Here is a 26,235-nt window from a genome sequence, read left to right on the forward strand (position 1 = left end):
CCGAACACGGAAGTTAAGCTTTAGCACGCCGATAGTAGTTGGGGGATCGCCCCCTGCGAGGATAGGACGTTGCCACGCGAACGAAAGAACCCAGTGATTGGGTTCTTTTTTTATTGTCATTATTTCGATAATCGGCGATAATGATAGTATGCCGCTTTAGCTCAGAAGGTAGAGCGTTTCCATGGTAAGGAAGAGGTCGTTGGTTCAAATCCAATAAGCGGCTTATCACGAATCTGAATGATTTTGAATGACCTGGTAGGGCTAGCACTCTCCAGGTTTTTTGTTAGAGAATTGGAACGTTGGAAAGCGAGTGTAACGTGTTAAGCATAAAAAGCGAAAACTGGTGGGACAAAATCGGTTACTTATAAATACGCTTGTTTTATAAACGCCGGTAAATCAAAGTTTACTTGTGAATTAATCACTACTAGTAGGTAGTGGTTTATTTTATGATTGCGCTTTCAAATTTTAGTTCTCTTCTTGTAGTTAATTTGATAGTATATTGACTATCGATAGATACAACAGACAGGATAAGAAATCTGGAGGAGAAGAGATGACCCTGAACGTAAGAACGAGCCTTTGGTTTACAGCAGCTGCTGCATTGGTTGGAACAGGAGTTTTTTCAGAACGCCCAGCGCTAGCCCAAGCCAACGCATTGAGAACAGAACAAGCGCCAGCTAAAGCGGTAACTTCAAGTGTAGAGAGTCAATCTGTTGCTGACCAAGGGACTAGAAATGGAGCAGAAGCGTCGTCTGTAGAAGATCCAGTGGTAGATCAAACTGGTGAAACGCCTGATACAAACGGTGGAACAAATGCTAGTGTTCCTGGTGCTGAGGGCGATGGTGCTACTGATGATACTGGATCTGACGGTTCCGATAGCAGTACTGGTGATTCTGATTCTGGAAGTAATAACGGTGACTCTGATTTTGAAGGGTCGGGTAGTGATGCAGACAATTCAGACTCAGAAGGATCATATAGTAACACGGGTGATTCAGATGCTGAAGGTTCTGACGGTAACACCAGTGACTCCGACGGCTCCGACAGTGGTCTGGGGACTGGCTTAGACGATGCCGGTAGTGATAGTAGCACAAGCGATGCCGATACCGGTTCGGAAGCTGGTTCAACCAATCCTGGTACGCAGCCAGACGGTAACACCGTTACAACCGATGATGAGGATCCTGATACGACCGGAACGGTAGGCACGGTTTCAGCCGGACATACATCAGGTCAAGATGCTGAAATTGAAAATGATTACTTTGCTGGCGGAAGTTATGCAGATCTCCAAGATCAAGGCGTGACACGGCCGTTGGAAATGGATACTTCAGCTGATGAGGATCCTGACAGCGTGAATGACTTGCCACAAACCAACGAAAAACAATCTAAGATTTCTTGGCTGGGCGCTTTATTAGGTGCCGTCGTTCTTGGGATGGGACGGCTGTTCCGCAAACGTAACGACTAGATAGTCAAAGAAGTGCCGACTTGGTGAAAAAAGTGAAACAATTTGAAGCAATATTCGATGGGACAAAGATTAGTTATGCTGATCTGACGGAAAACGGTTTTCTTTTTAAACACAACCTGGTATGATATAAAACGTTGATAAGCAGACCATTGTTATGGTCAAAGAGTAGTGTGTAATCTGACTAGGGCAACACGAGAATAACGTACCGGCGAGGGGAAAAGTGGTCATGACAAAGCTCAATTGTTGAGTTAATATCACGTTTAGCCGGTATATATAAATAGTTGGGTTGCTGGGGAGCAGCTCAGCTACTCAAAAAGGAACTCTGACAATGCTGTCAGAGTTCCTTTTTAGCTTGCGATTATTTATGTTGTAAGTGACCCCATGCCCGATCCAGTGCGAGGGTGTAGGGATCGAAGCCAATCTGCTGCAGATGAGCGTGAGCCTCTGCACGCGTGAAAAAGGCCACCCGTTGCAACTCAGCGTGCTGAATGGTAAATTGATCGGCCGTGCGGGTCGTTTGAAAAGCAAACCACGCACTTATCCAATGAGAGTGCGGGGCAATTAAATAGTTATCGGCGGCTTTAACGGGAACCTGCCAACCAATCTCCTCTAACATTTCCCGGTGCATAGCGGTCTCAATGTTTTCGCCAGCTTGAACTGAGCCACCAACTGATGAATCCCAGTAACTCGGGAAATACAGCTTGTCTGGCGAACGTTGCTGTAGCAGCACTTGGCCGGCAGCGTTGAAGATAAATGCGTTGACGACCAAGTGATATTCACCGGGAGCTAAGGTCTCCTCACGGCGGCGGGTACCAATACACTGAAGCTGTCGATTGTAAATCTGCCATTTCTCTAGTAAGCGGTCTGCAGGCATGTGGGCGTCCCCCTCGAGATTTCTACCCTAAGCGTACCACTAAAAGATAACTTGATAAATCAATAATGGGATCAGTCTTCATCGTAACGGGTGATTTCAAACTGATGGTTTTCGTACTTAGCCATATAAACGTCGCGAATATTTTTAATGCCGTGTTGGGCCAATTGGGCGAGTAACCAGTCTTCGTCGTGGTCCATGAGCTCTAGGACGTCTTGATCAATCTGACCGTCGACGATAATGGGATAGCGAATGGAACCGTCGCCCTGCCGGAGCACCGTGAGACTCCCATTCTGTTCAACGATAGCGCGTTTCACGTCGTCAAGCTGATAGACGCCGGCCGTTCGTAGTTTAAAATCAATTTCTTTAGCAGAGAGGTTGGCCTTTAGGCAATTGTGCACCAATAATTTGCCGTTACGAACAATCGTGATGGGGCCACCATCAATAAATTTGCCGATCACCCGAATATGAATTTTGAGATAACGGGTGACTAGAATCAGGAGCGACCAGATCAACAGCACGAGGACAAACTGCAGGAGGGTGACCGCTGAATTGTAGATCACACCGCCGACAATCCCCCCTAAGACGTAGTTCTGGACTTGATCAATCGCCGACGTGGGTGCTAAATTCCCCTTACCGGAGAAGTTAATCAGAACGGTCATAAATAGGAAACCAACGACTAATTTAATAAAAACATCTGAATAGATAAACATAGGCTACTCCTTTACCAGCTTGACCTGCGGACTCTCCAACGTCACTGCTTCCAAAACAAATGTCGCACCATCCGAGCTGTAAACGAGACGGTAGTAGCCCTTAGGGGACTTTACTAAAAGATCACTGCCGATAGAAGTGGCGTTGATACTGATTTTAGCCGGCTTAACTTTTAATTGCTTAGCGACTTGCTGGATGGTCGCGGTGATTTCTCCCGTTTGTTTAGAGGAAGACTGAAGTGAGACGAGGCTATTAATCTGTAGTCCAAGGACCAGAAATAATACGGTTGCCGTGATGATACTTAAATCCTTATATTTAACGTTCCACTGATGCCGGAGATAGTAGACGAATAGTCCGATAAAGACGATTAATAACGCAATTAATACGCCAATCCGCACGTATTGCCAAGAGCTATGCTGCGTGGTGAGATAGCTGTAAGTATAGAAAGTCATGGTGTTCCCCCTTTAGCTGTTACTAGAAGTTATTTTAGCACAAAATAATTGATTGCCGTTGGTTAGGCCAATAAGCAAATTAGACGGGAAAATTGGGGTTCCGTGCTAAAATTAACCTTAGGATTGATGATTGGAACGGCTATGCAAGACGAATTGACGATTAAGTGACTCACTCAATTGGACAGTGAGTGTTTTAGGCCGATAATCATAGGACTTTCAAGAAGGGAAGGTTCAAATAGATGCAAGAATTCGATATTGTAGTGATTGGTGGTGGCCCGGGCGGCTTAGCTGCTGCGTATGGCCTGCACGCACGGGGACTGAACGTTGCGGTGGTTGAAAAGGATCTTTGGGGTGGAACCTGTCCCAACCGGGGCTGTGATCCCAAGAAGATCTTAATGGCTGCCGTGGAGACTCAGGGGCACGCTGAAGCTTTGCAAGAACACGGCTTGACCAGTGTGCCACAGATTGACTGGCCAGCATTGATGGCGACTAAACGCGCCTATACGGAGCAAATCCCTGGCGGCACGCACGATGGGCTAGCAGCCGCTAAGATTGCGACCTTCCATGGCACGGCGACGTTTAACGATGATGGAACCTTGACGGTGGGCCAAGATCAATTGAATTCTGCCAACTGGATTATTGCGACTGGTCAAGCGCCACGGATTCCCGCAATTGATGGTGCTGAATGGCTCAATACCAGTAATGAATTCCTGGATTTAGACCACTTGCCGGCTGATATTACGCTGATGGGTGCTGGCTACGTCGGCGTTGAATTGGCGGCGATTGCCAACGCTGCGGGCAGCCAAGTCCATTTGGTTCATCACAGCGATCGACCGCTGCGGGCTTTTGATGGTGATCTGGTCAAAGACCTCTTGCGCCGATTAAAGGCGGAGGGCGTCGATGTGCAGTTAAATACGGAGATCACCACGGTTGCCCCAGCCGATGACCAGTTTAAGGTCACGACGGCCGATGGCAATAGCTGGACGACCGGGATGGTCTTTGCGACGGCTGGGCGCCAACCAGTTGTTGCTGATCTGCACCTTGACCGCGTCAACGTGGCCACGACCGCTCACGGGATTACAGTGAACGGAAATCTGCAGACGACCAATCCCCATATCTTTGCGCTAGGGGATGTTGTTGACCGACCGCAGCCAAAGTTAACGCCGGTGGCCGGTTTTGAAGGCCGGTATTTGACGGAAACGCTGACGACTTGTGATTCACCAGCGATTGAGTATCCGGTGATCCCATCAGTCGTTTATGGGAAGACGCAGCTGGCCCAGTTGGGGGTAACCACGACAGAAGCGGCTCAGCATCCGGAGCAGTACCAGGTCAATGACTTGGATTTGACCGGCTGGTATAGTTATCGGCGGATTCAAGATCCACACGCTCGGATTAAAGTGGTCGTTGACCAGGCGACTAAGCGGATCGTCGGTGCCGCGGTCTTGAGCAGTGAGGCCGAACAAGTGATTAATTATCTGGACTTTGTGATTATGCATCGGATGAGCAGTGCCGATATTAGTCAGATGATTACGGCTTATCCAACTCTAGCTTCAGATTTGACGTACTTTAATTAGAAGAACAGCTGGCCTTATTTGCTGAGCAATGCGGCCAATTAAAAATACCACCCCGCGGGATGGTATTTTTAGTCGATTCGTTCAAAAACTTCACAGCAGCACGGAATTTCTTCGGTAAACGATTGCCCTTCTTGCTGGTAGGCCGCCTGAAAAAAAGCGCGATGTTCCCGCCGCCAACTGGCTAATGTGCGATCATCTTCGCCCTCATGGTAGGCGTGCTCAGCACTGACCTGATTAAATGGAATGGTTTCGACGACTTTAGTTTGGGTCACACAGATGGGTTGATCGTGACCATCGAGAATAACGTTGTATTCGCCAACAAAAGGAAGCGGTTCGTCGGGACCGTATAGGTCGACGGCAGAGGTGGTTGCGGTCTTGATTCCCCGCGCAATGAGATGGGCCAAGATCGTGGCATTTTCATCAGTGCCGCCCATGGCATAAGTATCATGGTGGTTGGTCTTAATCTCGGGGTGACGGTTTTTGAAATCCTGCCAAAAAGTTTCAATCTCCATGCTTGAAAACCTCCTTAAAGTTACGGTCTAGTTTACGGCTAGATTTGGGGGAGAACAAGTCCATAATATCTAGCGTGGTTAAATAGATATAATAGGCCTAAGATAAACGCGGTGCGCAGCTCAAAGTGGTTGGTATTCAGCGGCACAATTTAACGACCCGCTTTGTCCTCACTAACGGCCAGTTTAGTACGGCTAACAAAAAAATTGGTGATCGCACTGAATGATGACTGGCCTCACAAAATAGAAAGATGAAGAATGCTGAGGCCAGAGAGTCTCGGCATTTTTTATATCGTTGATGAAAGGCATGTGGTGGAAGCCACTTAACTAACCATCACCGCTCAAAAGTCCTACCAATCATTACGGAAATCGGGGCGTTATGATACACCTAAAAGATTGGAGGGAGTGGCTGATGAAGAGACGATGGGTAAAGTGGGGGATGCTGAGCTTGGTGGCGTTAGGGTTGAGCCTAGTTGGTCAGACTAACGCTAACGCAGCCGCTCCCTATACGCTGCAACCGTTACGGGTGACCGCCAATATCTTACGGGATGGCGATGCCGACGTGACGGAAACCATGACGTATCATTTTAATCAGGACGAAGCTGGGGTGTATAACACCGTGGGTCGCAAGGAACTGCAAAAAGTCCAGTTAAAAGGGGTCACGCTCCGCTTAAATCATGGTCCGGAGGTAATGGTCCGAGCTGCGGATAATCGGGCGCCACGAACTTACCAGTTGACGACGACCCAGCGGATGCTCAAAGTGAAGGTCCAGCAACGCGTTGTCGTGGGGGATCAGTTGCGCGTGACCTACCACTATCGGCTGCGCGGCCTGGTCAAGAATTATCGGGATACCGCTGAGTTAAATTGGCAGATTGTCAACGATCAGTGGGCGGTTCCGTTGCAAAAGGTGCGGCTCAGGGTGCAATTGCCAGCGCACCACGTCACTGGCCTTCAAGCGTGGACTCACGGATCAACGTTGGGCGTCACCCAAGTGAATAGTCAGGCGGGACGGGTAACGATGACCATTGCGACGAATCCCGCCAACAGCGCCATTAGTAGTCGGATGTTATTTCCAACGTGGGTCACAGCAACCAATCCTAACCGGAGTCGTCAGCCGCGTAAGCAACTGGTGCAACGGCAAGAGGCCAAATTGGCGGCAGCTAGCCAAGCGCAGCAACGACAGCGGAAAATGCGTCAATTCATTGGTTATTGGGGAATTGCGGCCGTGATCGTGGTGTTGCTGGTGAGCGCGGGGTGGTGGCTAAACCGGCACCCCGCGAATCGGTACCAGCAGCCGGAACCGTTGCACCATTTCTTTGAGTTGCCGCAAGTGTCACCGGGATTGGCCGAGTCTTTGGCGGATATGCGGTGGCCAAGTACGGATGCGCTCACGGGAGATATTATGGCTGCGGCGAGTCGACATGAGATTACGATTGTTCCGGAGGCGGCGACGGTACGAATCACCAAGATGGGAGCGGTGACAAATGCTTTTCTGCAGCACGCCTTTACCGAATTAGGGCAGCACGATAGCTTCACAATGGCTGAATTAGAGGCGTTCAGTCAGACAGACGAGCACGGTGCCGTCGGACAATGGTTTCAAGAATGGCAAGACGGGATCAATGCGGCGGCTAAGGACTATCAGGACGCCACGAATATCACCTATCATCAACGGCTGTGGTGGGCAGCTTTGGGGTTGACCGGGGCGGTGGCCGTTTGGCTGCTCTTTGCGCTCGTGATTAGTCAGACGTTGTTGCTCAAAACGTTAGTGCTGAGTGGATTACTATTGGGATTAATTTGGGGCTACCTCTGGCGGCACACTAAGGTGACCTATTACAATGCGCGGGGATTACAAGCGGCGAATGAGTTGCGCGGATTTCGGCAGATGCTTAAAGATATTGGTCATTTCAATACGGCTAAACTGGGTGATTTGATACTATGGGAACAGATTTTGCCTTACGCCACGGCGTTTGGACTGACCAAGCAGGCGACGGATCAGTTGGTGATTGATTTTGGTCAGAACCAGGTCAATACAGCCTTAGCGGCGGCCTATCCGCTCTATTTTGGCGGCCACTTCAATCAACCGTTGGCGGGGATGATTGGCGTCGGCGTTACCAGTTCCGTGATGGCGAGTGCGCCAGCCAACGCCAGTGTCGCTGGTCATTCGGGCAGCTTCATTGGCGGCGGCTCTGGTGGCGTCGGTGGATTTGGTGGTGGCGTATTTTGAGAGTTACGATGAATTTAAGAAGCGCCCGTAGTCGACAGGCCACGGGCGCTTCTATTAGAACTATTGATGATAGCGTGATTTTATAAGACTGCGTTTAAGATGAGAAGAGCCAGACCTGCTTGTAAGATAAAGATTGAAATTGCTTCAAATTCTTTATAAAGTTTGGCAAAGAAAATGCCACTTAGCGTAATTAGCGCTGATAAGACAAAGGTAAAACCAAGCAATTCCCATAAAATAAGTAAAATGTGACTAGGTACTTCGATAATTGTACAAACACCGACAGCAATTAGTACGTAAAAATCAAAAAGTCCGATATGAAATAATCTGTTAAGTGTAGGATGTAAAATTCTTGACAAGTTCCCCAACTTCTTTCCTGGTAGAGTAATGATTGATAGTGTCCCTCGCTTCCTGATGATTAGAAAACCATTAGAAACCCCCGTAAATAGAATTATATACTTTTCTGGAGATGAGGCAATAGAATTGTTGTGCTACTAAATATTAATATGGCAGTAATAGTTGCCGAAATCTTCACTAGAAAATCGTTGAACTGAATCATGAGAATATAATTAGTACGAATTTCTTGTTGTGATAGTTAAAATTGGAAAATTAGCTTTCTAAGGCCAATCAATGCCAGTAATGTTTTGAAGGTGACGTAAGCGTAGATTAATTCCATTTGGATTGGGATGATTGTATGCTAGTGCGGACATTTTTTGCGATTTAGTTTAAGGTGATTGATTATCCAGTATATCGGGAAGCTTTATTAATGACAATTTTGAGAGTTAACTAAATACGCACCCGTCCATGCTTAACATGAGCGGATGCGTATTGCTTACTAATAGGTGTAATAAAAGCTATTAAAAACTAACATTATGGCCGACGGTTCTTGAACATCTCGATGCCGGGCTGGATGGTAAACGCGATCCCAAAGATTAGGCTACCTATCAACAATCGGGGGCTCGTGAGGGCATGGTAAAAGGAGCGTTGCTGCGTGGACAAGTCTAGGAAGGCCATCATAAAGTAGAAAAAAAGGGCCTGTTTGATCATGATTGAGAACAATTCCTTCAACGTGGGAAGGCTGGCAAGTTTTTTTAGGCCAATTAAGAATAGCGATTCTTTCACGTAGAGGGTACTAATCAGGATGGTTACGATAAAATTAGTGAGCAAAATGAGTTGAATCAAGTTAGACTTGCTCATCCACGGCGTGAGGATCGCGAAGAGCAGACTGGTACAGAGCAAGTACACGTATAAATAAAGAAAGGCATTCGCGCCTACCTGATTGGCTTCCTGAAGGAGGGGGGATGCCAATCCCGTTTTAATATGAAAGAGATGTTTGATCCAGATAGCGAAGGGTGTATTTTGCATGATTATCAATCTCCCATAGTCGGTTGTATGACTAGCTGATAAGGTCACTATAGGGCGGTAATTCCCAAAAAAGAAGAGGGACGAGAGGTTTAGGATAGTCACCGAACAAGGGCAAAGGTCAGTCTTGATTCAGTAAAATCAAGCTATGAAAAAGGACGCATGAGAATTCCTCAGTTGCGGGAAATTTCTCATGCGTCCTGATTTTTTGCGTGTGGCAAAGGGGTAAGCTACTTCTCACTCCCGTCCAACCTAAGTGGTCCTTTTTCTGCTAGTTGAGACTCTTCACGATCGCGGGATCGTAAACGAGCCTTTGAACGTGAGTCGTGATTTTAGCGATGCGGGGGAAACCACTGAAGCCGTTCTGTTCGTGGCCGTGGGTCATGATCACAAGAATGTAGCGTTCGCCGTTCGGCAAAGTTACAATGGCAGCATCGTTATTCGTATCGGCCAGAAAACCGACTTTGTCAGCCACGACCGTTCCCTTTTGCGTCGCCGCAGCCCCAGCCGGAATCCCCGTACGATAGACTTGGGTGCGCATCAGGGCCAGTAATTGCTGTTGGTCCTTAGCGTGGCGGAAGGGTCCTTTCTGCGTCGCCAGATCCTTCAAGACACGCGTGAGGCTATCGGCGGTCGTGACGGCGGCCTCGCCACTGATGAAGGCCGGTGAGTAGTAGTGCTGGCTGGTCAAAAAGTTATCCAAGGTAACGGGGCCGTAAGTGTCGATGGTGTCTTCGGCGAAATCGTTGGCGCTGTTGACGATCATCCGGTGGAAGCCCGCTTCCGCAGTCGGCGTCCAGGTGTACAGACCAGCTGCGTGTTGCTGGAACAGATAGGCCGCTATGTAAAGCTTATAGGTACTGGCAGAGATCACCGGCGTGTGGGCATTGGCCGAAGTTGCGAGCGTGCCAGCCTGGTAGAAACGCCGCGCAGTGGGGGACTTGGCGGCAGTGCTCCCGGCCACCGGTCCGAGGTTGTAAAAGCTAACGCTGGTCGTCCCGTCAGCCGATATTTTTTGGAAATAGTGGTGCAGTTGCCGTTTGACGTGGCGTTGGCGTGTGGCCACCTGTTTAGCCGTCGCTGGCTGTGCTGCATCTGAGTTCAGTCCGGCACGTTTGCGGTGGGCTTGCACCGTGAGTAGGCTGGCAAGGGCCAGACAAAAGATGAGTAGTCCGGCGAGAACATGCCGGTTGTGCAGGAGCTTAATCAGCCGACTGATGTGAATCTTATGGTGTGGTGGACGATAGGCGTGTTTCATTGAAGCATCTCACTTCATTTCCGAATTTGAGTTAGTTAAGTCAACTTGTAATTGCAATCGTAGTCAAATTGTAACACTAATTGTTGGGCCTTAATACCACCTCTTCTTCAATTAATTAACATTAGATATATTTTCTAAGATTCGGAGTTCTAAATTGACTGGACTTGCCCGGACCGAGACATTATCAGACGGGAAAATCCCCCTTTTGTGTTGTCAGTAAATGGCGTATGATAGAGCTTAATTGATTTTTCATAAGGAGGACTGCGCGTGGCTTTTTTAGGAACGTTATGTTTAATTCTGGTGTTGACCACGTTGGCCGGCAACTTTGCCAACCGGCTGGGAGTCCCCGCTGTGATCGGGGAACTTCTGATTGGTATCTTGATCGGTCCCGCTATTTTAGATTGGGTTCAACTGAATAGTCTCGTTAATTTATTTGCTGATATTGGGGTCGTCATCCTCATGTTTCTTGGCGGTTTGGAGAGCAACCTTGACCTGTTGATGAAGTACCTGCGGCCGGCGATTGTCGTGGCTACGCTGGGAGTCATCTTGCCCATCACGTTGATGGGGTTGGCTTCCTGGTGGTGGGGGTTCAGTGCCCTGGAGTCCCTCTTTATTGGCGTGATTTTTTCGGCGACCTCCGTGTCTATCTCGGTGGCGGTGCTGAAGGAATTCCATGCACTTTCAACCCGGGAAGGGGCCACCATCTTGGGGGCAGCGGTTGCCGATGACATTATCGGCGTGATTCTGTTGTCGTTGATGATTAGTTTATTGGCAAGCCAAGGCATTAAAGCGGCGGGTAGCCAACCCAACTTAGCCGTGGTGCTGATTGAACAAGTCGCTTTCTTTGGCGGTACGTATATTTTAGTGAAATGGGTGGCGCCATACCTCATGCATCTGAGTGAGCGCTTAGTCATGGCTTCCAGTGTCACCATCATGTCCATGGTCATCTGTCTGGGTATGGCCTGGATAGCGGATATCGTGGGTCTCAGTGGGGCCATCGGGGCCTTCTTTGCCGGTATCGCCGTGGCGCACACGCCTTACCGCGCCGTTTTAGCCGATCACGTGGAACCGCTAGGAAATTCGATCTTCATTCCCGTATTCTTTGTGAGTGTTGGGCTCAATATGACACTGGATCATATGGCAGAAAATATGGGGATTATTGTGATTTTGACCATTCTAGCTTGCCTAACCAAGTTCTTAGGTTGTGGCCTGGGAGCTCACTGGTGTGGCTTCGATAAGATTAGTAGTAGTGTCATCGGCACGGGGATGATTGCCCGCGGGGAGATGGGATTAATCACGGCACAGATTGGTCACCAAGCGGGGTTGCTGGGAAATGCGAGTTACTCGGCGATGATCTTGGTGATTGTCCTGGCCACCGTGCTGGCACCGTTATTGCTGAAACAAGCGTTGAAGCGGATGCCCAAGGCAGTCACGGCAAATGCGGAATAGCTGTTAGACCGGCGATAAGCGGTAGTCAACCCGTGTTGCCGCTCCAAAGTCAGTTGCTTTCTGCGGCGGGTGCGCGTATGGTCAAGTAGGCATACCAGTCACCCTGACATTTTAGAGGAGGAAGTACCTATGACAAAACCCTATTTCTTGATTGGCTTGGCGGCGTTGACCTTGGGATTAGCGGCGACGGATCTGACGTCGGCGCAGGCCGCTACCTGGCATAGTGGAACACCCAAGGCGCTGCGACATACCTGGTTCTATAACGGCCGGGGGAATAATAAGGCTTATATTACATACAGCAAGACCAAGAGCACGGGGAATCTCTTTGGCCTTGATGCCACCAGTAAACGCTACTATCGCCTACCCGGTTACGGCCTGAAAAAATTGCGTTATCAAGCACTGGGTCACGGTGTTTATCGGCTGTCTGGCGTACAGTATTCGCCGAAGGGCAGTCGGGTTCAGTTCGATGGTCAGCGGATGACGTACAAGATTAAGCTGCAGAAGAAGCACATTCACTTCTACAAGGGCTACGCTAATTATGGGCGTAAGACGACCTTCCCCACGATGAAGACGCCAGCTATTTTTTAGGTTGATAGGAATCTGATACCGACCATATAGGTCTAGCAACATCCGTAGCATTAAAACTGGGCAACTTGGTGGTCCTTGCGCCTTACCGGTCAGCAGATATGGGCTGGAACGGTGCGAACGCAACTTGAAGCCTCGAAAGTACCGAGTCTCCAAGCTTGGTTTTCTGCTAAGTCAGTAAGAAGATCACTTACTGGCTAAGTAGGACGACGCGCCTGAGCCCATATCTGCCGACCTCACGGCTGACACAGTGTGTCTTAGGCGACTGAGGGATCACGACTGCTATAGTCGTGATTCATTGAACCGAAAATACTAAGTGGCCACGCTTTCAAACTATCTGTTTTGGCAGAACACAATCAGAGCCGGAGGAGGACAGGGATGGAGCCGGCCGTGAAAGTGGTGTTAGCTGGCGATTCTTTCCGCCAGCTTTACAGCACGGGCGACTTTGAAGACACGTGGGTTTCATGGCTTCAAATCGAGCGAGAAGACTGGTGTTCTTCCAGTCTGAAGCGTCCCCACAGCAGGCGGAATCCCTGGCAACCGGAGTGCGGCCAATTTAACCTAATTTAACGGTGTGAATTGAGCAGAATCATTAAAGAATCCCATCGGAGCTAACGTTTTGGTTAGGTCCGGTGGGATTTTTGACTGGTGTTTTGTTTTGGAAAAAGTGACAGCCGCTGTTGGGGTCATGGCTGGGCCAAGTGGTGGGCGTAGGCGGTCGTTGCTGCGCAGAGGATAATGACGCCGATCATCAGGGACATCAGGAACCACTTGGCCTGAACGGAGCCGACTAGGAGACTGACGACACCAATGGCCAGAAGCAGACGCGCACCTAAGATATTCGTCTTCTCCCAGATCTCAGTGGAATTCTTAGTCCACGGCAGCCGAATACCGTAGAGACCGTTGGGCCGAATGTAGGGCATGGGGACGCCTAACAAGGAGAAAGCGATACCTAAGCCCGCTTGCGAATTGTCGAGGTAAGCGGTGTCCAGTGCCTGAGGAAACAGGAGCAGGATGAGGACGTAAAGACAGAAGACGACCTGACAATCGAGGCTGATTTGTAATAATCGCGGCGCTTCAAGATGAGACTTCAACACGTAGGGCAGGTCCAGAATAATAGCGTAGGCAAATGAAAATAAAAGTAAGACCCACAGTGTTCGCAATGGCTGAATGGGGCCTAATGTCACGCGGAAAACTTGGATGAGCCAACTCAGAATTAGCAACAGCCCGTTAGCCCATTTAAAATAGCTTAGTTTTGATTGAAAGTATTTTGGTAGTAACATCACATTCACTCCAAATCACAGTTGATTTTGGTGATTAGAGTAAAACGCGTACTGGGCTAGCGACAATTAAACGTAATGGTTTGGTTAAGTAAAGGGGCTGAACCGAGCGCGTTGATGGCACTAGCCTAAGGGCGCTAGCCAAGTCAGCCAACTGCTGGGGATCTGGGTCGTGATGACCCACCAGATTAATAAGCCAACGAGCAGGGCAACGCTATACAGAACGGTAAAAATACGTTGGTGGCGCGTCAATTGTTGCCAGCCTAGCTGATAGTATTTCCACAAGAAAATAGGAACGGCGAAAAAAGTGACGAGAGCGAGAAGGCCTAGCCCAAGCCAAACGAGATCATCTGGGTGGAAGACATCGTGCAGGGCCACCCCGATGCTGCCAGAGAAAACGAGCAGTAGCGGTATGCCTAAAAGTAAGAATGTGAACAAGCCTTCAATGAAAAGCATGAACTTGGATGGGCTGGGTATCATTAGAAAATGCCTCCTTGGTGGGCCTTACTGTTCAAGGGATAGAATGGTTAAGCCATCTTTTCTGTATTGCTAATTCTTAGTATACACTTTTTGAGATATTGACCTTCATAACTGTGGCTGAAAACCAAAAAAAGCGGGGCCAACCAGAATGACTGGTCGGTTCCGCTTAACGGTTATTATCAAATTGAAAATGGCTTAGCTTTGAAATTCATGTTCAATCGTTAAATCTGCTTGGGGGATGTTGCCCGAAGCAATCAGTGGCGAGACGGCACCAATGCTCAGCAGGGTCAGGTGGTGCATGGCCCGTGACGCAATGGTGTAGAGGGTCCCAGTCAGTTGCTCATTGGGATAGTTTTCCGCCGAGACGTTGTAGGCAATGACGCTGTCGAATTCCAATCCCTTGGCTAAGTAGATGGGCAGAACCACGATGCCCTTCGGCAAGGAGCGGTCGGTGTCCGTCAGTCGCGTCAGGTCGAATTGACCGTGTAGCTCTTGGTAGACGTGCTTAGCCTCGGCCGTGCTCTTGGTGAGAATGGCCACGGTCCCATTGGTTGCCAGTTCCGTTGTCAATTCGTTAGCCAAGGCCTTGAATGCGGCTGCTTCGTCGTAGCGAATGACTACCCGCGGCAAGTCGCCGGGACGGTTGAAGGCTTCGATCTGGTCGCCATCGGGTAAGAGCGCCTTGGCAAAGGTCGTGATGGGGTAAGTTGACCGATAGGAGCGGCGCAACGTAATCAGACGGGAACGTTTAACGTTTAACGCTGCGTCTAATTTCTTCAGGATGGATTCCGGCGACTCAACGGCCTTGAAGAGGGCCTGTTCGCTATCCCCTAACAGCGTGAGCTTGGCCCGAGGAAAGGCATGCTGCAGGTAAATGAGTTGCGCCATGGAGTAGTCCTGCATTTCATCGACGAAGAGGTGTTGCATCCGGTGGTTGGCCCCGCCACCGATGAGCAAGTCACGCAAATAGAGCAGTGGTGCCGCGTCGGTTAAAGCGAGTCGGTGAAATTCGATGTCGTGTTGGTAGGCGGCGATGGTCGTTTGCCATTCTGCCGGCGAGATGGTTGCAGGCAGGGGGCAGTGGTTGAGAAACGCCGTGTATTGGCTATAGGCATCTAGAAAGTAGCCGTTGTAAATGGCGTCGTCAACTGACCGGAGTCGCTTACGAACAATCTGCTTGGCGATGAAGTTGATCTCATCATCGAGCTGTTCAAATTCACCGAGATGGTTCGCCCCCAACCAATTGTGATAGTCTTCATCGTTGAGTTGGTCGATTTCATCGCGAACCCAGTCGGCCTTGGCTTCTTCAGCCACCCGGTGTTTCAGTCGTTTTTCCAGCTCATTCTTGGTGCGAAGAAAACGATCAGCCGGTGCCGCCGCAGTAGGAAATTGCGCATAGATATCACGGATTTCTTCCTTGCTGAAGAAGACGCGGCCATCAAAACGAATGTCGGTAAATTTGAGATCGCTAGCAGAGCAAGCCTGACAGTAGTTGCGAATCGCGGTCATCATCGCCGCACTCTCGCGAAAGTCGCGGAGATGGTGGTTAACGGGCTGTTGTTGATCGGCTTCGTAGCGTTCAAATTGCGTCTGGACGTTCAGTCCTTGGAAGCGTTGGGTGAGAAATTCTGCCAGGGTTACCTGCCGCATATTTCGTTCCCCCAGGCTAGGGAGCACGTCGCTGATGTAGTGACTGAAGAGGCGGTTGGGCGAGAAGAGGACGATCTGGTCAGCTTCCAGATCCCGCCGACTGTGGTAAAGCAGAAAGGCAATCCGTTGGAGAATGGCCGAGGTCTTACCGGAGCCAGCCACTCCCTGAACCACGAGCAGGTCACTCTTGGTATCGCGGATGATATCGTTCTGTTCACGCTGAATGGTGGCGACGATATTTTGCATGGTGGCGTCGTTTTGCTCACCCAGGGCGTGCTGAAGCATCTCATCACCAACGGTCTCGTTGGTATCGAACATGTTTTCAATCTGCCCGTTCTGGATTAAAAATTGTCGTTTCTTTAAGAGCTCGGTCTCTTGCTCGCCGGCAGGGGTGTTGTACGCAACCTTTCCCAGCACACCGTTGTAGTAAATACTGGAGATGGGCGCCCGCCAGTCGTAGACCAGAAAGTTTTGGTCCTCGTCGACAAACGAAGCGGTCCCAATATAAAGGGATTCGGGCGTGTCATCGTCCGGATCTTGGATGTCGATTCGGCCAAAATAGGGTGATTTCTGTAATTCTTTGAAGGTATCAATTTGGTCCTGAATAATGTTTTGATTTTCCGTTAGCCGGGAGACCAATGCCCGTTGCTGTTGCAGTTCGGCACTGGTTTCAATTCGGTCATCGACTTCAAACCAGTTGACCGAGGTGTTTTCACTGTAGTTCTTTAACACGTTGCGTAATTCTTGATGCGCAGCGGTGTAGTCGGCAGTGGTCTTCGCGATTCGTTCGCCAATCTGGTCAGCCACGCGGTCAACGCGCTGTTGTTCCTGTGCTTGTTCGCTGGTGGTCAAAATGACCGCCTCCTTTGGATAGGCTAAATTGCTTAACAAGTCTAGTCATTTTTCGGCCCGCTGTCAATCAATCCGGCCGAGATGTCGCTGGGAACAATGCCCCAGATGAGCGGGATACTCATGAGGGGTAAGGTGGGGGGCTAAAAATGTAGAAAAATGATTATTTCTACCATAAAGATCTTTGTCCGACAAGACAGTTTACTTTCTAGTGGAAAACCTCTAAAATAAGAACATGGATATACGATGATAGTAGGCCGATTCTAGAGAGAAACCGCCCGTGCTGAAACGGTTTTGGTGCCCAAGTGGGTCGTATACAAACATTCAATCGATAATTAATTATCGCGGGGTCCCGTTAACGACAAGAGTGGCGATCATAGTGGTCGCAATTTAGGTGGTACCGCGCAGTTAGCGTCCTATTGGGGTTGAACTCCAATGGGGCGCTTTTTCAGAAAGGAAGAACATTGATGACTAAAAAACACGTTATATTAACAGGTGACCGACCAACTGGTAAATTGCATATTGGACATTACGTTGGGTCGTTGAAGAACCGGGTGGCTTTACAGAATACCGGCGACTACGAGACGTACATTATGATTGCGGATATGCAGGCGCTGACGGACAACGCCCGTGATCCAGAGAAGATTCGACACAGTCTGCTCCAAGTGGCCTTGGACTACTTGGCCGTGGGAATTGATCCTGCCAAGTCGACGATTCTGGTTCAGTCGCAGATTCCAGCCTTAAACGAACTGACGATGGCCTACTTGAACTTGGTCAGCGTATCACGGTTGAACCGTAACCCGACCGTTAAGTCAGAAATCAAACAAAAGGCGTTTGGTGAAAGTGTGCCTGCTGGGTTCTTCATTTACCCAGTCAGTCAAGCCGCTGATATCACGGCGTTTAAGGCGGACACGGTGCCTGTCGGTGAAGACCAAGAACCGATGTTGGAACAAACTCGGGAGATTGTTCGGAGTTTTAACAATATCTATCAACAGGAAATTCTGGTCGAACCAGAGGGCTACTTCCCACCTAAGGGTCAAGGTCGGATTCCAGGATTAGACGGCAATGCCAAGATGAGTAAATCCTTGGATAACGCTATTTACTTGGGCGACAGTGCCGATGCCGTGCAGAAGAAAGTGATGTCGATGTACACCGATCCAGAGCACGTTCACATCGAAGATCCGGGCCATATTGAAGGCAACACGGTCTTTACCTACCTTGATATTTTTGCGGATGATACAGCGCACGTCGCAGAATTGAAAGCACAATACCAGCACGGTGGGCTCGGTGATGTTAAAATTAAGCGGTACTTAAACGAGGTCCTTCAGGCTAAATTACAACCAATTCGCGAACGTCGCGAACAGTACGCAGCCAACGAGGATGCCGTTTACGATATCTTAAAGCAAGGTAGTGAAAAAGCTAATCAGGTAGCGGCCCAAACGTTGCATGAAGTTCGGCACGCTATCGGAATCGACTACTTCGGATAGACTGGAACGGGGGAGAATCTATGCAAAACTTAGCCATTGTTGATCTGGGATCAAATTCGGTGCGGATGGCCGTCAATGAGTTACATGAGGACGGCACCTATCGTGAGGTCAATCGGGTTAAAGTGGATAGTCGCTTGTCAGAGGGGATGGGCCCCGAGAAGATTCTTCAACCTAAGGCTATGGACCGAACGATCAGTGCACTCAAATCATTTCGACCGTACTATGAGCAATTACCCAATCTAGTCGTGCGGGGAATTGCGACGGCGGCAGTCCGCCAAGCGCGCAATCGCGATGAGTTTTTAGAGCGGGTCGCCGCGGCGACGGATATTGACTTAGAGGTCCTTTCTGGCGATCAGGAAGCCTATTATGACTATCTCGGTGCCGTGAACCGTCTGAAAGTAAGGGATTGCTTGTTGCTGGATACCGGTGGTGCAAGTTGTGAGTTGGTTCACGTTAAGGATGGCCGCGATGCTAATCTCATCAGTGTGCCGTTTGGCGCGGTGAACTTATCGGAACAATTTCGGCTGGATGACCGCGTGCGGGCGGTCGATCTGTTCTCGGCGCAAGTCTTTTTACGCGAGCGTTTGCGGGATATTTGGTGGTTAAATGACGCCAAACACTTGCCGCTGGTTCTGCTTGGTGGGGCGAATCGCACACTGGCCCGGATGAATCGGCAACAGCAAAAGATCCTCCACGTCGAGAATATCCACGGCTACCGGCTGACGACGGAACAGGTCATGAAGACCTTCGAACGCCTATTACGGGTACCGTTGGCCGAACGTAAACGTATCTCCGGGCTAGAATTAGACCGGGCCGATATTATTATCGGTGGGATGTTACCATTGGTAACGCTTCTTCAGATGTTGGATTCCGACCGCGTCGTTTTTTCTGAGAGCGGCGTGCGTGAAGGCATTATTTCCGAATATCTCAGTCAACGCTAGGGGGGAATGTCTTATGGCCCAAACACCATTTTACCGGTTGCCCTATGGGGCCCGGCGCGACTTGTTGGCACAAGAAAGTCATTTAACGATTCAGCAATTAGCTAAAATTGCCGCCAGACAGCGGACCGCTGATGCAGACTTGATTGAAAATTATTTGACGACGTATGGGTTGCCCGAGGGGGTGGCCGTCCATCTCCGCGTTAACGGCAAAACGATGGCTGTACCCATGGTGACTGAAGAACCCTCAGTGATCGCCGCTGCGAGTAACGGCGGGCGTCTCCTGACAAGCGAACAAGGCATCACGACGACGGTCGAACGCCGCGAAGTGATGGGCCAGATCGTGTTGAGTCACGTCCCCGATCGTACGGGCGTTAAGGCCTGGTTAACGGCGCATCAAGATGAGATCTTGAAGGTGGCCAATGCAGTCCATCCGTCCTTGTTGGGGCACGGTGGTGGTGCCCGATCGTTGCGGATTCGGTGCATTCCGCCACACTGGATGTCGTTGGATCTGTTCATCGACGTCGGTGAGGCGATGGGCGCTAACCTGGTGAACACGATCTGTGAGGCCGTGGCTAATTATTTGAAGGAACACCTCACGGTTAACGTGTTGATGAGCATCCTCAGCAATTACGCCACGCATAGTCTGGTGACCGCTGATGTAGCGGTGCCAGTTGACCAATTGGCAACCAAAACAATCGATGGCCGGACGGTCGCGCAACGCATTTGCGATGCTAGCGACTTTGCCGAGCACGATCCGTATCGCGCGGTGACCCACAATAAGGGGATTATGAACGGCGTCGATGCCGTCGTGCTGGCAATGGGCAACGATTGGCGGGCCGTGGAAAGCGGGGCGCACGCGTATGCTAGCCGTCACGGCAGCTACCAGAGCCTAAGCCACTGGTGGCTCAAAGATGATGAGTTACACGGTGAGTTGACGTTACCGCTGGCCTTGGGCTTTGTGGGTGGCGCAACGCGGGTCTTTCCGCTAGTCGTCATTAACCAACAGATTGCGCAAATTACCTCGGCGCGCGAGCTGATGGGGGTTACGGCGGCCGTCGGGCTGGCTCAGAATTTAGCCGCCTTGCGGGCACTGGTCACGGAAGGCATTCAACACGGCCACATGCAATTACAATTAAAATCACTCGCACTATCCGTGGGCGCCACCCCGGGGGAAGTCCCGGCGGTCGTGGGTCGTCTACGTGGTGTGACCCAACCGACTACGGCGCAGGCGAAAGCCGCCTTGTTGGCCGTACGTGAAGTAAATTTAAAGAAATAGGTGACAGATGACATGCTGAAAGCAAAAGATGTGCAACTAAACGAGGCGGTCCAGGGGCTTTTGAACCAGGTCAACGCCATTTATCCCGGTAAAGTCGAAGTCCAATTCATCGGTGAACTTCAAGCTGGCTACGTGCGGCATGACCAAGCCCAACAGATGCAAATGGGCAAGGACATTGCTATCCAAGTGGCTGACTTGACGGCGCCTAACTATACGGCTTCGCATGAACTTCTCCACTTGTTGATGATTCTTTCCGGGTTCCCTCAGGTCTTCTTCTCATTGACCACGGGACAACCCAAGTTAGATGAACAGCTAATGATCATGGGAACGGAACTCTATGATATCGTGAGTCACTTCGTCGTGGTCAGCGAACAGAAAAAGCATGGCCTGATTACCCCAGAAATTGAGGACCTATATCTCGCCGGTGTTAAGGCGACGATTAAGCCAGAACCCGATCCAGTTGACGACGAGATGACGCTGCGGACCTTGACGTTGTTGGATGCCTTAGTCTTCTTCGGGCTAGACAACGAGAAGGTCATGGCAGATTTCGAGCGGGATTATCCGATCAGCTTGGCCGCTGCGAAGAAGCTCTACGCCGTGATTACGGCTAAGCCCGTTGACTCACCGTTTACGCTGCGGCGGAACGTCGTGAAGTTGTTTAAGGCCTTTGACGAACAACTCGAAGCTTGGCAGTTGCCCGGCCTACACAACACGGAGTTCACCACGTTGACCAGTGTTATGTCGAAACGCCAACTGGGCTTGAAGGTACGGCAGGTCTTTGAACTGTATCATTCAGATATGCACGAAAAGAACAGTCAACGGCGGGCTTACGTCGGGTTTAACCGGACAGATGAGCAGAACGCCTTCGTGCTCCCTTCACCAGCACCGAAGGATGACACGCCAGATTACTTCACTAAGATTTACGATCTGACGGTGCAAGAACTCTTTGACCAACTCAAGATGCCTTACATCCTGCGGTAGTTGGCGGGGGTTCTGTAAAGCCGGACGCGGTTGTGCGTCCTGAAAAAATGTAACGATCGTCACAAGAAAGGATGATGGGGATGGAAGCGAGCTTACAAGCAACCTTTGATCAAGCTCAGCACATTGTATTCTTAACCGGAGCCGGGGTGTCGACACCCTCGGGGATTCCGGATTACCGGTCGAAAAACGGCTTGTATACCGGGCATCGGAATGCCGAATACTATCTGAGTCACAGCTGTTTGGTGCAGGAACCGGAAGTCTTTTATGACTACGTGAAGCAGAACCTGTACTATCCAGATGCCAAACCCAATGTCATTCACGAGAAACAAGCGGCCCTGACCCGTGAGAATCGGGCCACGGTCATTACCCAAAACATTGATAATCTCTATAATGTTGCGGATACCCGCCACCTAGTGGAGTTTCACGGCAACCTCTATCAGGTGTATTGCCAAGTTTGCGGCACGAAAGTAGATTGGCACGATTATTTGAAATCACCGTATCACGAAGCGGACGGTGGTTGGTTACGGCCGGATGTCGTCCTTTACGACGAAGGGCTCAATACGACCAACGTTCAACGAGCCGTGGGGGCGATGAGCCAGGCGGATCTAGTGGTGATTGTCGGCACGTCGATGCGGGTTTACCCGTTCGCTGGATTGCTAGACTACCGTAATCAACAGGCGAAGGTCGTCGTGGTCAATCAAGAAAAGTTAAATCTAGGCTTCGATTACGACATGGTTCAAGCTGATGCCACTGAATTTTTTGCCGCGTTGCGGGTCTGAGGTGAGATGATGAGTCATCGAGAAGTCATTGCGCAATTGAAAAAAGTCGTATTGCGACTGCGATGGTTGAATATTTTGCAGTTGGTGCCCGATACGTTGTTGGTCTACAGTATCATTCAGCTGGCGTTTAGCGGTCAGTTGGTGACACTCTTTAATGCGACCTTTAATCGGCGTGAGGCGATCTTGGTGACGGTCATGTTTGCCCTAATTGATATCTGTGTGACGGGTATCCGTTATAATGACCGCGTGGCTGGCAAACGATTGATTAGCCAGCTGACGGGGCAATTGACAGCACCAGAAGTGAATTTGATTAAACGATTTGAGAACTTGAAGTAAGAGGTGAGAACGTGATTACGATTGGGCTGACAACGTGGACGGAGCATCCGGCGTTAATCGGCGGTGAGGACCGCCCCGTGACGCTGAATGAGTATGCGGGGAACTTGCCAGTAGTGGAGTTGGATACGCCATTTTATGGCATTCCCCGTCAGACGACGGTTGCTAAGTGGCAGGCGGCAGTGCCAGAGGGCTTTCAGTATATTCTGAAAGCCAATCAGGTGATGACCCAACACGATCAGCGGCAAACGCCAGCCACGACTGAAGAGCGGACGGCGGCCTTTGATCAATTCAAGGAAGCGATAGCGCCACTTGTCCAACATCGTCAGTTGCAAACGGTCCTCTTTCAGTTTCCGCCTTACTTCAATCGGACGACGGCGAATATTCAGTATCTGCGGGATATTCGGGTTCAAATGGGACGACTGCCCGTGGCGGTTGAGTTTCGGAGTCCCAGCTGGTTTGACGATGCGGGGATGACGACGGACGTCATGGCGTATCTGGCCTCATTGAAATTTACGAACGTGACCACCGATGAGCCCCACAACCTGAACGATGGGATTCCATTGGTTGAGACCGTGACGACCCCGGACCTAGCAATGGTTCGCTTGCATGGTCGCAACACCCAGGGCTGGTTCAATCAGGGGGCAGATTGGCGGAAGACCCGTACGCTGTATAAATACAGCGAAGAAGAGCTGCAGGAGATTGCGGCGATGGTTCAGCGGTTGGCCGCACAAGCGACGAATGTTTGCGTGATCTTTAACAATAATTCAGGTAGAGATGCCGCCCCGAACGCCTTACGGCTGCAACAGATTCTGGGCTTGCAGTGGGATAATCTAGCGCCGCAACAATTGGATCTGTTTTAAGTGACACGGCCACGGTTGCGTGGGTGGACCGGCCGCGCGTCAGACGGCAATATTTGTCGCATTAAAATCCCCGGGAACCGCTATGGCTCAACCGGGGTTTATGCTATACTGGATTAGAATTTAAACTGAAAATTAACCTGAAAATAATGGAACAATTTAGAGCGAGGGAAGGCTTTTATTTTATGGCAGACAAACCAACTTTTTACATTACAACGCCGATCTACTACCCATCCGGGCGGTTACACATCGGTAATTCATACACCACGATTGCGTGTGACACGGTGGCCCGTTACAAGCGGAGCAACGGGTACGACGTCTTTTTCCTAACCGGGACTGACGAACACGGTCTCAAGATCGAAGATAAGGCCAAGGCACAAGGCCAGTCACCACAAGAGTACGTTGATGGCATGGCTGATGGCATCAAGCAACTCTGGAAGACGTTGGAAATTTCCAACGACAAGTTTATTCGGACGACCGATAAAGAACACGTTGCGGCGGTTCAAGAAGTCTTCGAGCGCCTCTTAAAGCAAGGGGACATCTACTTAGGCGAATACGAAGGTTGGTATTCCGAAGATGATGAGGAATACTTCACCGAAACGCAGCTGGCGGAAGTCTACCATGATGACAACGGTAAGGTCATTGGTGGGAAGGCCCCTTCTGGTCACGAAGTTTCCCTAGTTAAGGAACAGTCATACTTCTTTAAGATGAGTAAGTATGCGGACTGGTTGCTAGACTTCTACCACAGTCACCCCCACTTCATTCAACCGGAATCCCGGATGACCGAAATGATCAATAACTTCATCAAGCCAGGGCTGGAAGACTTAGCCGTTTCCCGGACGACCTTTACTTGGGGTGTGCCCGTGAAGAGCGACCCTAAGCACGTGGTCTACGTGTGGATTGATGCGCTGTTGAACTATATCACGGCGCTGGGTTACACGAGCGACGATGAAAGCTTGTTCAAGAAGTTCTGGCCAGCTAACGTGCAAATGGTTGGGAAAGAAATTGTCCGTTTCCACTCCATCTATTGGCCAATTGTGCTCCACGCGTTGGGCCTCGAAATGCCGGACGAATTATTTGCCCACGGCTGGTTGTTGATGCGCGACGGTAAGATGTCCAAGTCGAAGGGGAACGTTATTTACCCTGAAACCTTGGTTGATCGTTACGGCCTCGATGCCCTGCGGTACTACCTGATGCGCGCCATGCCTTATGGTAACGATGGGACCTTTACGCCTGAAGACTTCGTTGATCGGTTGAACTATGATTTGGCGAATGACCTGGGGAACTTGTTGAACCGGACCATTGCCATGATTAACAAGTATGAAGCGGGCAAGTTGCCTGAATTCAATGCTGGTGTGACGGCATTTGACGCCGATTTGGAAGCCACTTCTGAAACGGTGATTGCGCACTACCACGATCTGATGGATCAAATGCACTTTGCGGATGCCTTGTCTGAAATCTGGAAGTTAGTCTCCCGGACCAACAAGTACATCGACGAAACGGAACCTTGGAAATTAGCCAAGGACGACAGTAAAGCAACTGAACTAGCAGCTGTTATGGCACACTTGGCAGCCAGCTTGCGGGTGATCGCCACACTGATTAGTCCAGTGATGACGCATGCGCCTAAGGAAATCTTTACGCAATTAGGGTTGGACCCGGCCACGCTTGATATGGTCGACTTAAAGTTGGCTGATTTACCAGCTGGTAAACAGGTCGTTGCTAAGGGAACGCCAATCTTCCCACGGATTGATGTGAAGGAAGAAGTTGACTTCATCCAAGGCCAGATGACGAAGTCTGAAAAGACGAAGGGTCGGGCCGCCATGGCTGCTAAGGCGCAAGCCCAACAGGAAGCGGCACAGGCCGAACCAGCAACTGATTTGACGCTGAATAAGCCCGAAATCCGTTTTGATAAGTTTGAAAAGATCGAATTACGGGTGGCTGAAGTGAAGGCCGTCGATCATGTTGAGGGTGCCGACAAGTTGCTGAAGTTCCAGTTGGATGCTGGCGATCAAGGCAACCGGCAGATTCTGTCCGGAATTGCCCAATGGTATCCAGAACCACAGTCATTGGTAGGTAAGAAGGTTGTCATTGTCGCTAACTTGAAGCCACGGAAGATGCGTGGTCAAGTGAGCCAAGGGATGTTGCTGTCCGCAGAACATGCTGGCAAGGTCCAATTAATTACAGTACCAAACGAACTGGTTAACGGTTCTTCAGTAGAATAAAGCGTACTAGGAACGTGGGCGGCGGGTCGATGAGACGCCAACCCACGTTTTCTTAACTCTAACGGAAAAAGAGTGTGGAATCAGGCGGTTAGCTGGCGAGTATTAACGTCGCTAGATTGAAAATCCTGATTCTGGATTTTTAGTCTAGCGGGGTTAAACGCAACCAGCTGCCTGATGGAACACATTTCGGCTATGTCGTCTCAAAGGCGCCATTGACCAAGAAAAACACTTGGTAAATCCCGCGGCTGAGTCCAAATTTGGTTCACTCACGGCTGACGCAGTGTTCTGGGGCGTGGCTGGCACAGTCGTATCCATAGGCTGTGCGCGAGGAAACTCAAGTTATCCACTTAAGCACTTATCCACCGGTGCATAATAAAATGATTGGTCGTGCCCTAGGGTGGATAAGTGGGTGCGAACGGTGACTAAGTGGATAAGACAGTTGATAATTCACTGAATTGTGGGTGAAATTGTTGATAAGGTCTGCGATAATGGCGGTAGATCACCGAGACTGGCTTTTTAGGTCCTTTTTGCTGTGGATAGTGACTGAATAGAAAAAGTTGTCCACATGGGGATAACTTTTTCTTGCGGATAGTCACGGGACAGCAAGCACAGCAGCCCACGTTTTATTTAGTGTCGTAGAAATAAGGAG

General features: G+C 50.0%; 23 protein-coding genes, 1 tRNA gene and 1 pseudogene. 15 read left to right on the top strand and 10 right to left on the bottom strand.

Annotated elements, in window-relative coordinates; all coding sequences use genetic code 11:
• Positions 1-150: 150 nt before the first annotated feature.
• Both HF569_RS04640 and HF569_RS04645 read left to right on the top strand, forming a co-directional pair.
• Positions 151-223: transfer RNA gene (locus HF569_RS04640), tRNA-Thr, on the top strand.
• A gap of 327 nt (positions 224-550) precedes the next feature.
• A complete protein-coding gene (locus tag HF569_RS04645) occupies positions 551-1,456 on the top strand; it encodes an LPXTG cell wall anchor domain-containing protein (RefSeq protein ID WP_168901502.1) in 906 nt (301 codons plus the stop codon).
• A gap of 358 nt (positions 1,457-1,814) precedes the next feature.
• Here the strand turns inward: HF569_RS04645 and HF569_RS04650 are convergent, their stop codons facing one another.
• From HF569_RS04650 to HF569_RS04660, 3 genes are all read right to left on the bottom strand, one after another.
• Complete coding sequence (locus tag HF569_RS04650; RefSeq protein WP_168901503.1) at positions 1,815-2,330, bottom strand: NUDIX hydrolase; 516 nt, start codon at positions 2,328-2,330, stop codon at positions 1,815-1,817.
• Between the two features lie 71 nt (positions 2,331-2,401).
• Complete coding sequence (locus HF569_RS04655; protein ID WP_168901504.1) at positions 2,402-3,040, bottom strand: DUF421 domain-containing protein; 639 nt, start codon at positions 3,038-3,040, stop codon at positions 2,402-2,404.
• A gap of 3 nt (positions 3,041-3,043) precedes the next feature.
• The gene (locus HF569_RS04660; protein WP_168901505.1) at positions 3,044-3,490 is read right to left on the bottom strand and encodes a DUF3290 domain-containing protein; all 447 of its coding nucleotides are present in this window, start codon (positions 3,488-3,490) and stop codon (positions 3,044-3,046) included.
• Between the two features lie 239 nt (positions 3,491-3,729).
• Between HF569_RS04660 and HF569_RS04665 the strand changes: the two genes are divergently transcribed.
• Positions 3,730-5,064, top strand: coding sequence for a dihydrolipoyl dehydrogenase family protein (locus HF569_RS04665; protein ID WP_168901506.1), 1,335 nt, complete (start codon positions 3,730-3,732; stop codon positions 5,062-5,064).
• A 68-nt stretch (positions 5,065-5,132) separates the two neighbouring features.
• On the opposite strand, the gene HF569_RS04670 is transcribed toward HF569_RS04665, so the two are convergent.
• Positions 5,133-5,576, bottom strand: coding sequence for an ASCH domain-containing protein (locus tag HF569_RS04670; RefSeq protein ID WP_168901507.1), 444 nt, complete (start codon positions 5,574-5,576; stop codon positions 5,133-5,135).
• A 116-nt stretch (positions 5,577-5,692) separates the two neighbouring features.
• Between HF569_RS04670 and HF569_RS12685 the strand changes: the two are divergent.
• Together HF569_RS12685 and HF569_RS04675 are read left to right on the top strand one after the other, a co-directional pair.
• A pseudogene (locus HF569_RS12685) lies at positions 5,693-5,800 on the top strand (DUF5776 domain-containing protein); the annotation flags it as partial.
• 185 nt (positions 5,801-5,985) lie between these two features.
• A complete protein-coding gene (locus HF569_RS04675; RefSeq protein ID WP_168901508.1) occupies positions 5,986-7,797 on the top strand; it encodes a DUF2207 domain-containing protein in 1,812 nt (603 codons plus the stop codon).
• Positions 7,798-7,877: 80 nt separating this feature from the next.
• Here HF569_RS04675 and HF569_RS04680 read toward each other — a convergent pair whose 3' ends face one another.
• From HF569_RS04680 to HF569_RS04690, 3 genes are all read right to left on the bottom strand, one after another.
• Entirely contained in the window at positions 7,878-8,153 is a 276-nt protein-coding gene (locus HF569_RS04680; RefSeq protein ID WP_168901509.1) for a hypothetical protein, read from the bottom strand.
• Between the two features lie 511 nt (positions 8,154-8,664).
• A complete protein-coding gene (locus tag HF569_RS04685; RefSeq protein ID WP_168901510.1) occupies positions 8,665-9,159 on the bottom strand; it encodes a DUF3278 domain-containing protein in 495 nt (164 codons plus the stop codon).
• Between the two features lie 268 nt (positions 9,160-9,427).
• Positions 9,428-10,414, bottom strand: coding sequence for a serine hydrolase (locus HF569_RS04690; protein ID WP_168901511.1), 987 nt, complete (start codon positions 10,412-10,414; stop codon positions 9,428-9,430).
• A 267-nt stretch (positions 10,415-10,681) separates the two neighbouring features.
• Between HF569_RS04690 and HF569_RS04695 the strand changes: the two genes are divergently transcribed.
• Positions 10,682-11,863, top strand: a complete 1,182-nt coding sequence (locus tag HF569_RS04695) for a cation:proton antiporter (protein WP_168901512.1) — start codon at positions 10,682-10,684, stop codon at positions 11,861-11,863.
• A gap of 129 nt (positions 11,864-11,992) precedes the next feature.
• Positions 11,993-12,451, top strand: coding sequence for a hypothetical protein (locus tag HF569_RS04700; protein ID WP_168901513.1), 459 nt, complete (start codon positions 11,993-11,995; stop codon positions 12,449-12,451).
• 683 nt (positions 12,452-13,134) lie between these two features.
• On the opposite strand, the gene HF569_RS04705 is transcribed toward HF569_RS04700, so the two are convergent.
• The 3 genes from HF569_RS04705 to helD all read right to left on the bottom strand — a co-directional run bounded on the left by HF569_RS04705 (position 13,135) and on the right by helD (position 16,710).
• Positions 13,135-13,731 (bottom strand): SdpI family protein, encoded by a 597-nt coding sequence (locus tag HF569_RS04705; RefSeq protein ID WP_168901514.1) that lies wholly within the window; start codon positions 13,729-13,731, stop codon positions 13,135-13,137.
• 120 nt (positions 13,732-13,851) lie between these two features.
• On the bottom strand, positions 13,852-14,208 hold the full coding sequence (locus tag HF569_RS04710; protein ID WP_168901515.1) for a hypothetical protein: 357 nt from the start codon (positions 14,206-14,208) through the stop codon (positions 13,852-13,854).
• A 195-nt stretch (positions 14,209-14,403) separates the two neighbouring features.
• Positions 14,404-16,710 (bottom strand): RNA polymerase recycling motor HelD, encoded by a 2,307-nt coding sequence (gene helD, locus HF569_RS04715; protein WP_168901516.1) that lies wholly within the window; start codon positions 16,708-16,710, stop codon positions 14,404-14,406.
• 464 nt (positions 16,711-17,174) lie between these two features.
• Here helD and trpS point away from each other — a divergent pair, with 464 nt between their 5' ends.
• The 8 genes from trpS to metG all read left to right on the top strand — a co-directional run bounded on the left by trpS (position 17,175) and on the right by metG (position 25,586).
• Positions 17,175-18,194, top strand: a complete 1,020-nt coding sequence (trpS, locus tag HF569_RS04720) for a tryptophan--tRNA ligase (RefSeq protein ID WP_168850222.1) — start codon at positions 17,175-17,177, stop codon at positions 18,192-18,194.
• 20 nt (positions 18,195-18,214) lie between these two features.
• A complete protein-coding gene (locus HF569_RS04725) occupies positions 18,215-19,135 on the top strand; it encodes a Ppx/GppA family phosphatase (protein WP_168850223.1) in 921 nt (306 codons plus the stop codon).
• Between the two features lie 13 nt (positions 19,136-19,148).
• The gene (locus HF569_RS04730; protein WP_168901517.1) at positions 19,149-20,411 is read left to right on the top strand and encodes a hydroxymethylglutaryl-CoA reductase, degradative; all 1,263 of its coding nucleotides are present in this window, start codon (positions 19,149-19,151) and stop codon (positions 20,409-20,411) included.
• Between the two features lie 15 nt (positions 20,412-20,426).
• On the top strand, positions 20,427-21,392 hold the full coding sequence (locus HF569_RS04735) for an IpaB/EvcA family protein (RefSeq protein WP_211089629.1): 966 nt from the start codon (positions 20,427-20,429) through the stop codon (positions 21,390-21,392).
• Positions 21,393-21,472: 80 nt separating this feature from the next.
• Positions 21,473-22,171, top strand: a complete 699-nt coding sequence (locus HF569_RS04740) for an NAD-dependent protein deacylase (RefSeq protein WP_168901519.1) — start codon at positions 21,473-21,475, stop codon at positions 22,169-22,171.
• 9 nt (positions 22,172-22,180) lie between these two features.
• Positions 22,181-22,507 (top strand): hypothetical protein, encoded by a 327-nt coding sequence (locus HF569_RS04745; protein ID WP_168850227.1) that lies wholly within the window; start codon positions 22,181-22,183, stop codon positions 22,505-22,507.
• Between the two features lie 11 nt (positions 22,508-22,518).
• Entirely contained in the window at positions 22,519-23,367 is an 849-nt protein-coding gene (locus HF569_RS04750) for a DUF72 domain-containing protein (RefSeq protein WP_168901520.1), read from the top strand.
• A gap of 182 nt (positions 23,368-23,549) precedes the next feature.
• Positions 23,550-25,586 (top strand): methionine--tRNA ligase, encoded by a 2,037-nt coding sequence (gene metG / locus HF569_RS04755; protein ID WP_168901521.1) that lies wholly within the window; start codon positions 23,550-23,552, stop codon positions 25,584-25,586.
• Positions 25,587-26,235: the final 649 nt, after the last annotated feature.

The organism is Levilactobacillus tujiorum (assembly GCF_012641185.1).
Lineage (GTDB): Bacteria > Bacillota > Bacilli > Lactobacillales > Lactobacillaceae > Levilactobacillus > Levilactobacillus tujiorum.

Coding starts and splice junctions, on each gene's coding strand:
- HF569_RS04725 (WP_168850223.1), top strand. CDS start 18,215: ATGCAAAACTTAGCCATTGTTGATCTGGGATCAAATTCGGTGCGGATG.
- HF569_RS04690 (WP_168901511.1), bottom strand. CDS start 10,414: ATGAAACACGCCTATCGTCCACCACACCATAAGATTCACATCAGTCGG.
- HF569_RS04660 (WP_168901505.1), bottom strand. CDS start 3,490: ATGACTTTCTATACTTACAGCTATCTCACCACGCAGCATAGCTCTTGG.
- HF569_RS04745 (WP_168850227.1), top strand. CDS start 22,181: ATGAGTCATCGAGAAGTCATTGCGCAATTGAAAAAAGTCGTATTGCGA.
- HF569_RS04675 (WP_168901508.1), top strand. CDS start 5,986: ATGAAGAGACGATGGGTAAAGTGGGGGATGCTGAGCTTGGTGGCGTTA.
- HF569_RS04685 (WP_168901510.1), bottom strand. CDS start 9,159: ATGCAAAATACACCCTTCGCTATCTGGATCAAACATCTCTTTCATATT.
- HF569_RS04705 (WP_168901514.1), bottom strand. CDS start 13,731: ATGTTACTACCAAAATACTTTCAATCAAAACTAAGCTATTTTAAATGG.
- trpS (WP_168850222.1), top strand. CDS start 17,175: ATGACTAAAAAACACGTTATATTAACAGGTGACCGACCAACTGGTAAA.
- HF569_RS04665 (WP_168901506.1), top strand. CDS start 3,730: ATGCAAGAATTCGATATTGTAGTGATTGGTGGTGGCCCGGGCGGCTTA.
- HF569_RS04670 (WP_168901507.1), bottom strand. CDS start 5,576: ATGGAGATTGAAACTTTTTGGCAGGATTTCAAAAACCGTCACCCCGAG.
- HF569_RS04710 (WP_168901515.1), bottom strand. CDS start 14,208: ATGATACCCAGCCCATCCAAGTTCATGCTTTTCATTGAAGGCTTGTTC.
- HF569_RS04650 (WP_168901503.1), bottom strand. CDS start 2,330: ATGCCTGCAGACCGCTTACTAGAGAAATGGCAGATTTACAATCGACAG.
- HF569_RS04740 (WP_168901519.1), top strand. CDS start 21,473: ATGGAAGCGAGCTTACAAGCAACCTTTGATCAAGCTCAGCACATTGTA.
- metG (WP_168901521.1), top strand. CDS start 23,550: ATGGCAGACAAACCAACTTTTTACATTACAACGCCGATCTACTACCCA.
- HF569_RS04655 (WP_168901504.1), bottom strand. CDS start 3,040: ATGTTTATCTATTCAGATGTTTTTATTAAATTAGTCGTTGGTTTCCTA.
- HF569_RS04730 (WP_168901517.1), top strand. CDS start 19,149: ATGGCCCAAACACCATTTTACCGGTTGCCCTATGGGGCCCGGCGCGAC.
- HF569_RS04700 (WP_168901513.1), top strand. CDS start 11,993: ATGACAAAACCCTATTTCTTGATTGGCTTGGCGGCGTTGACCTTGGGA.
- HF569_RS04645 (WP_168901502.1), top strand. CDS start 551: ATGACCCTGAACGTAAGAACGAGCCTTTGGTTTACAGCAGCTGCTGCA.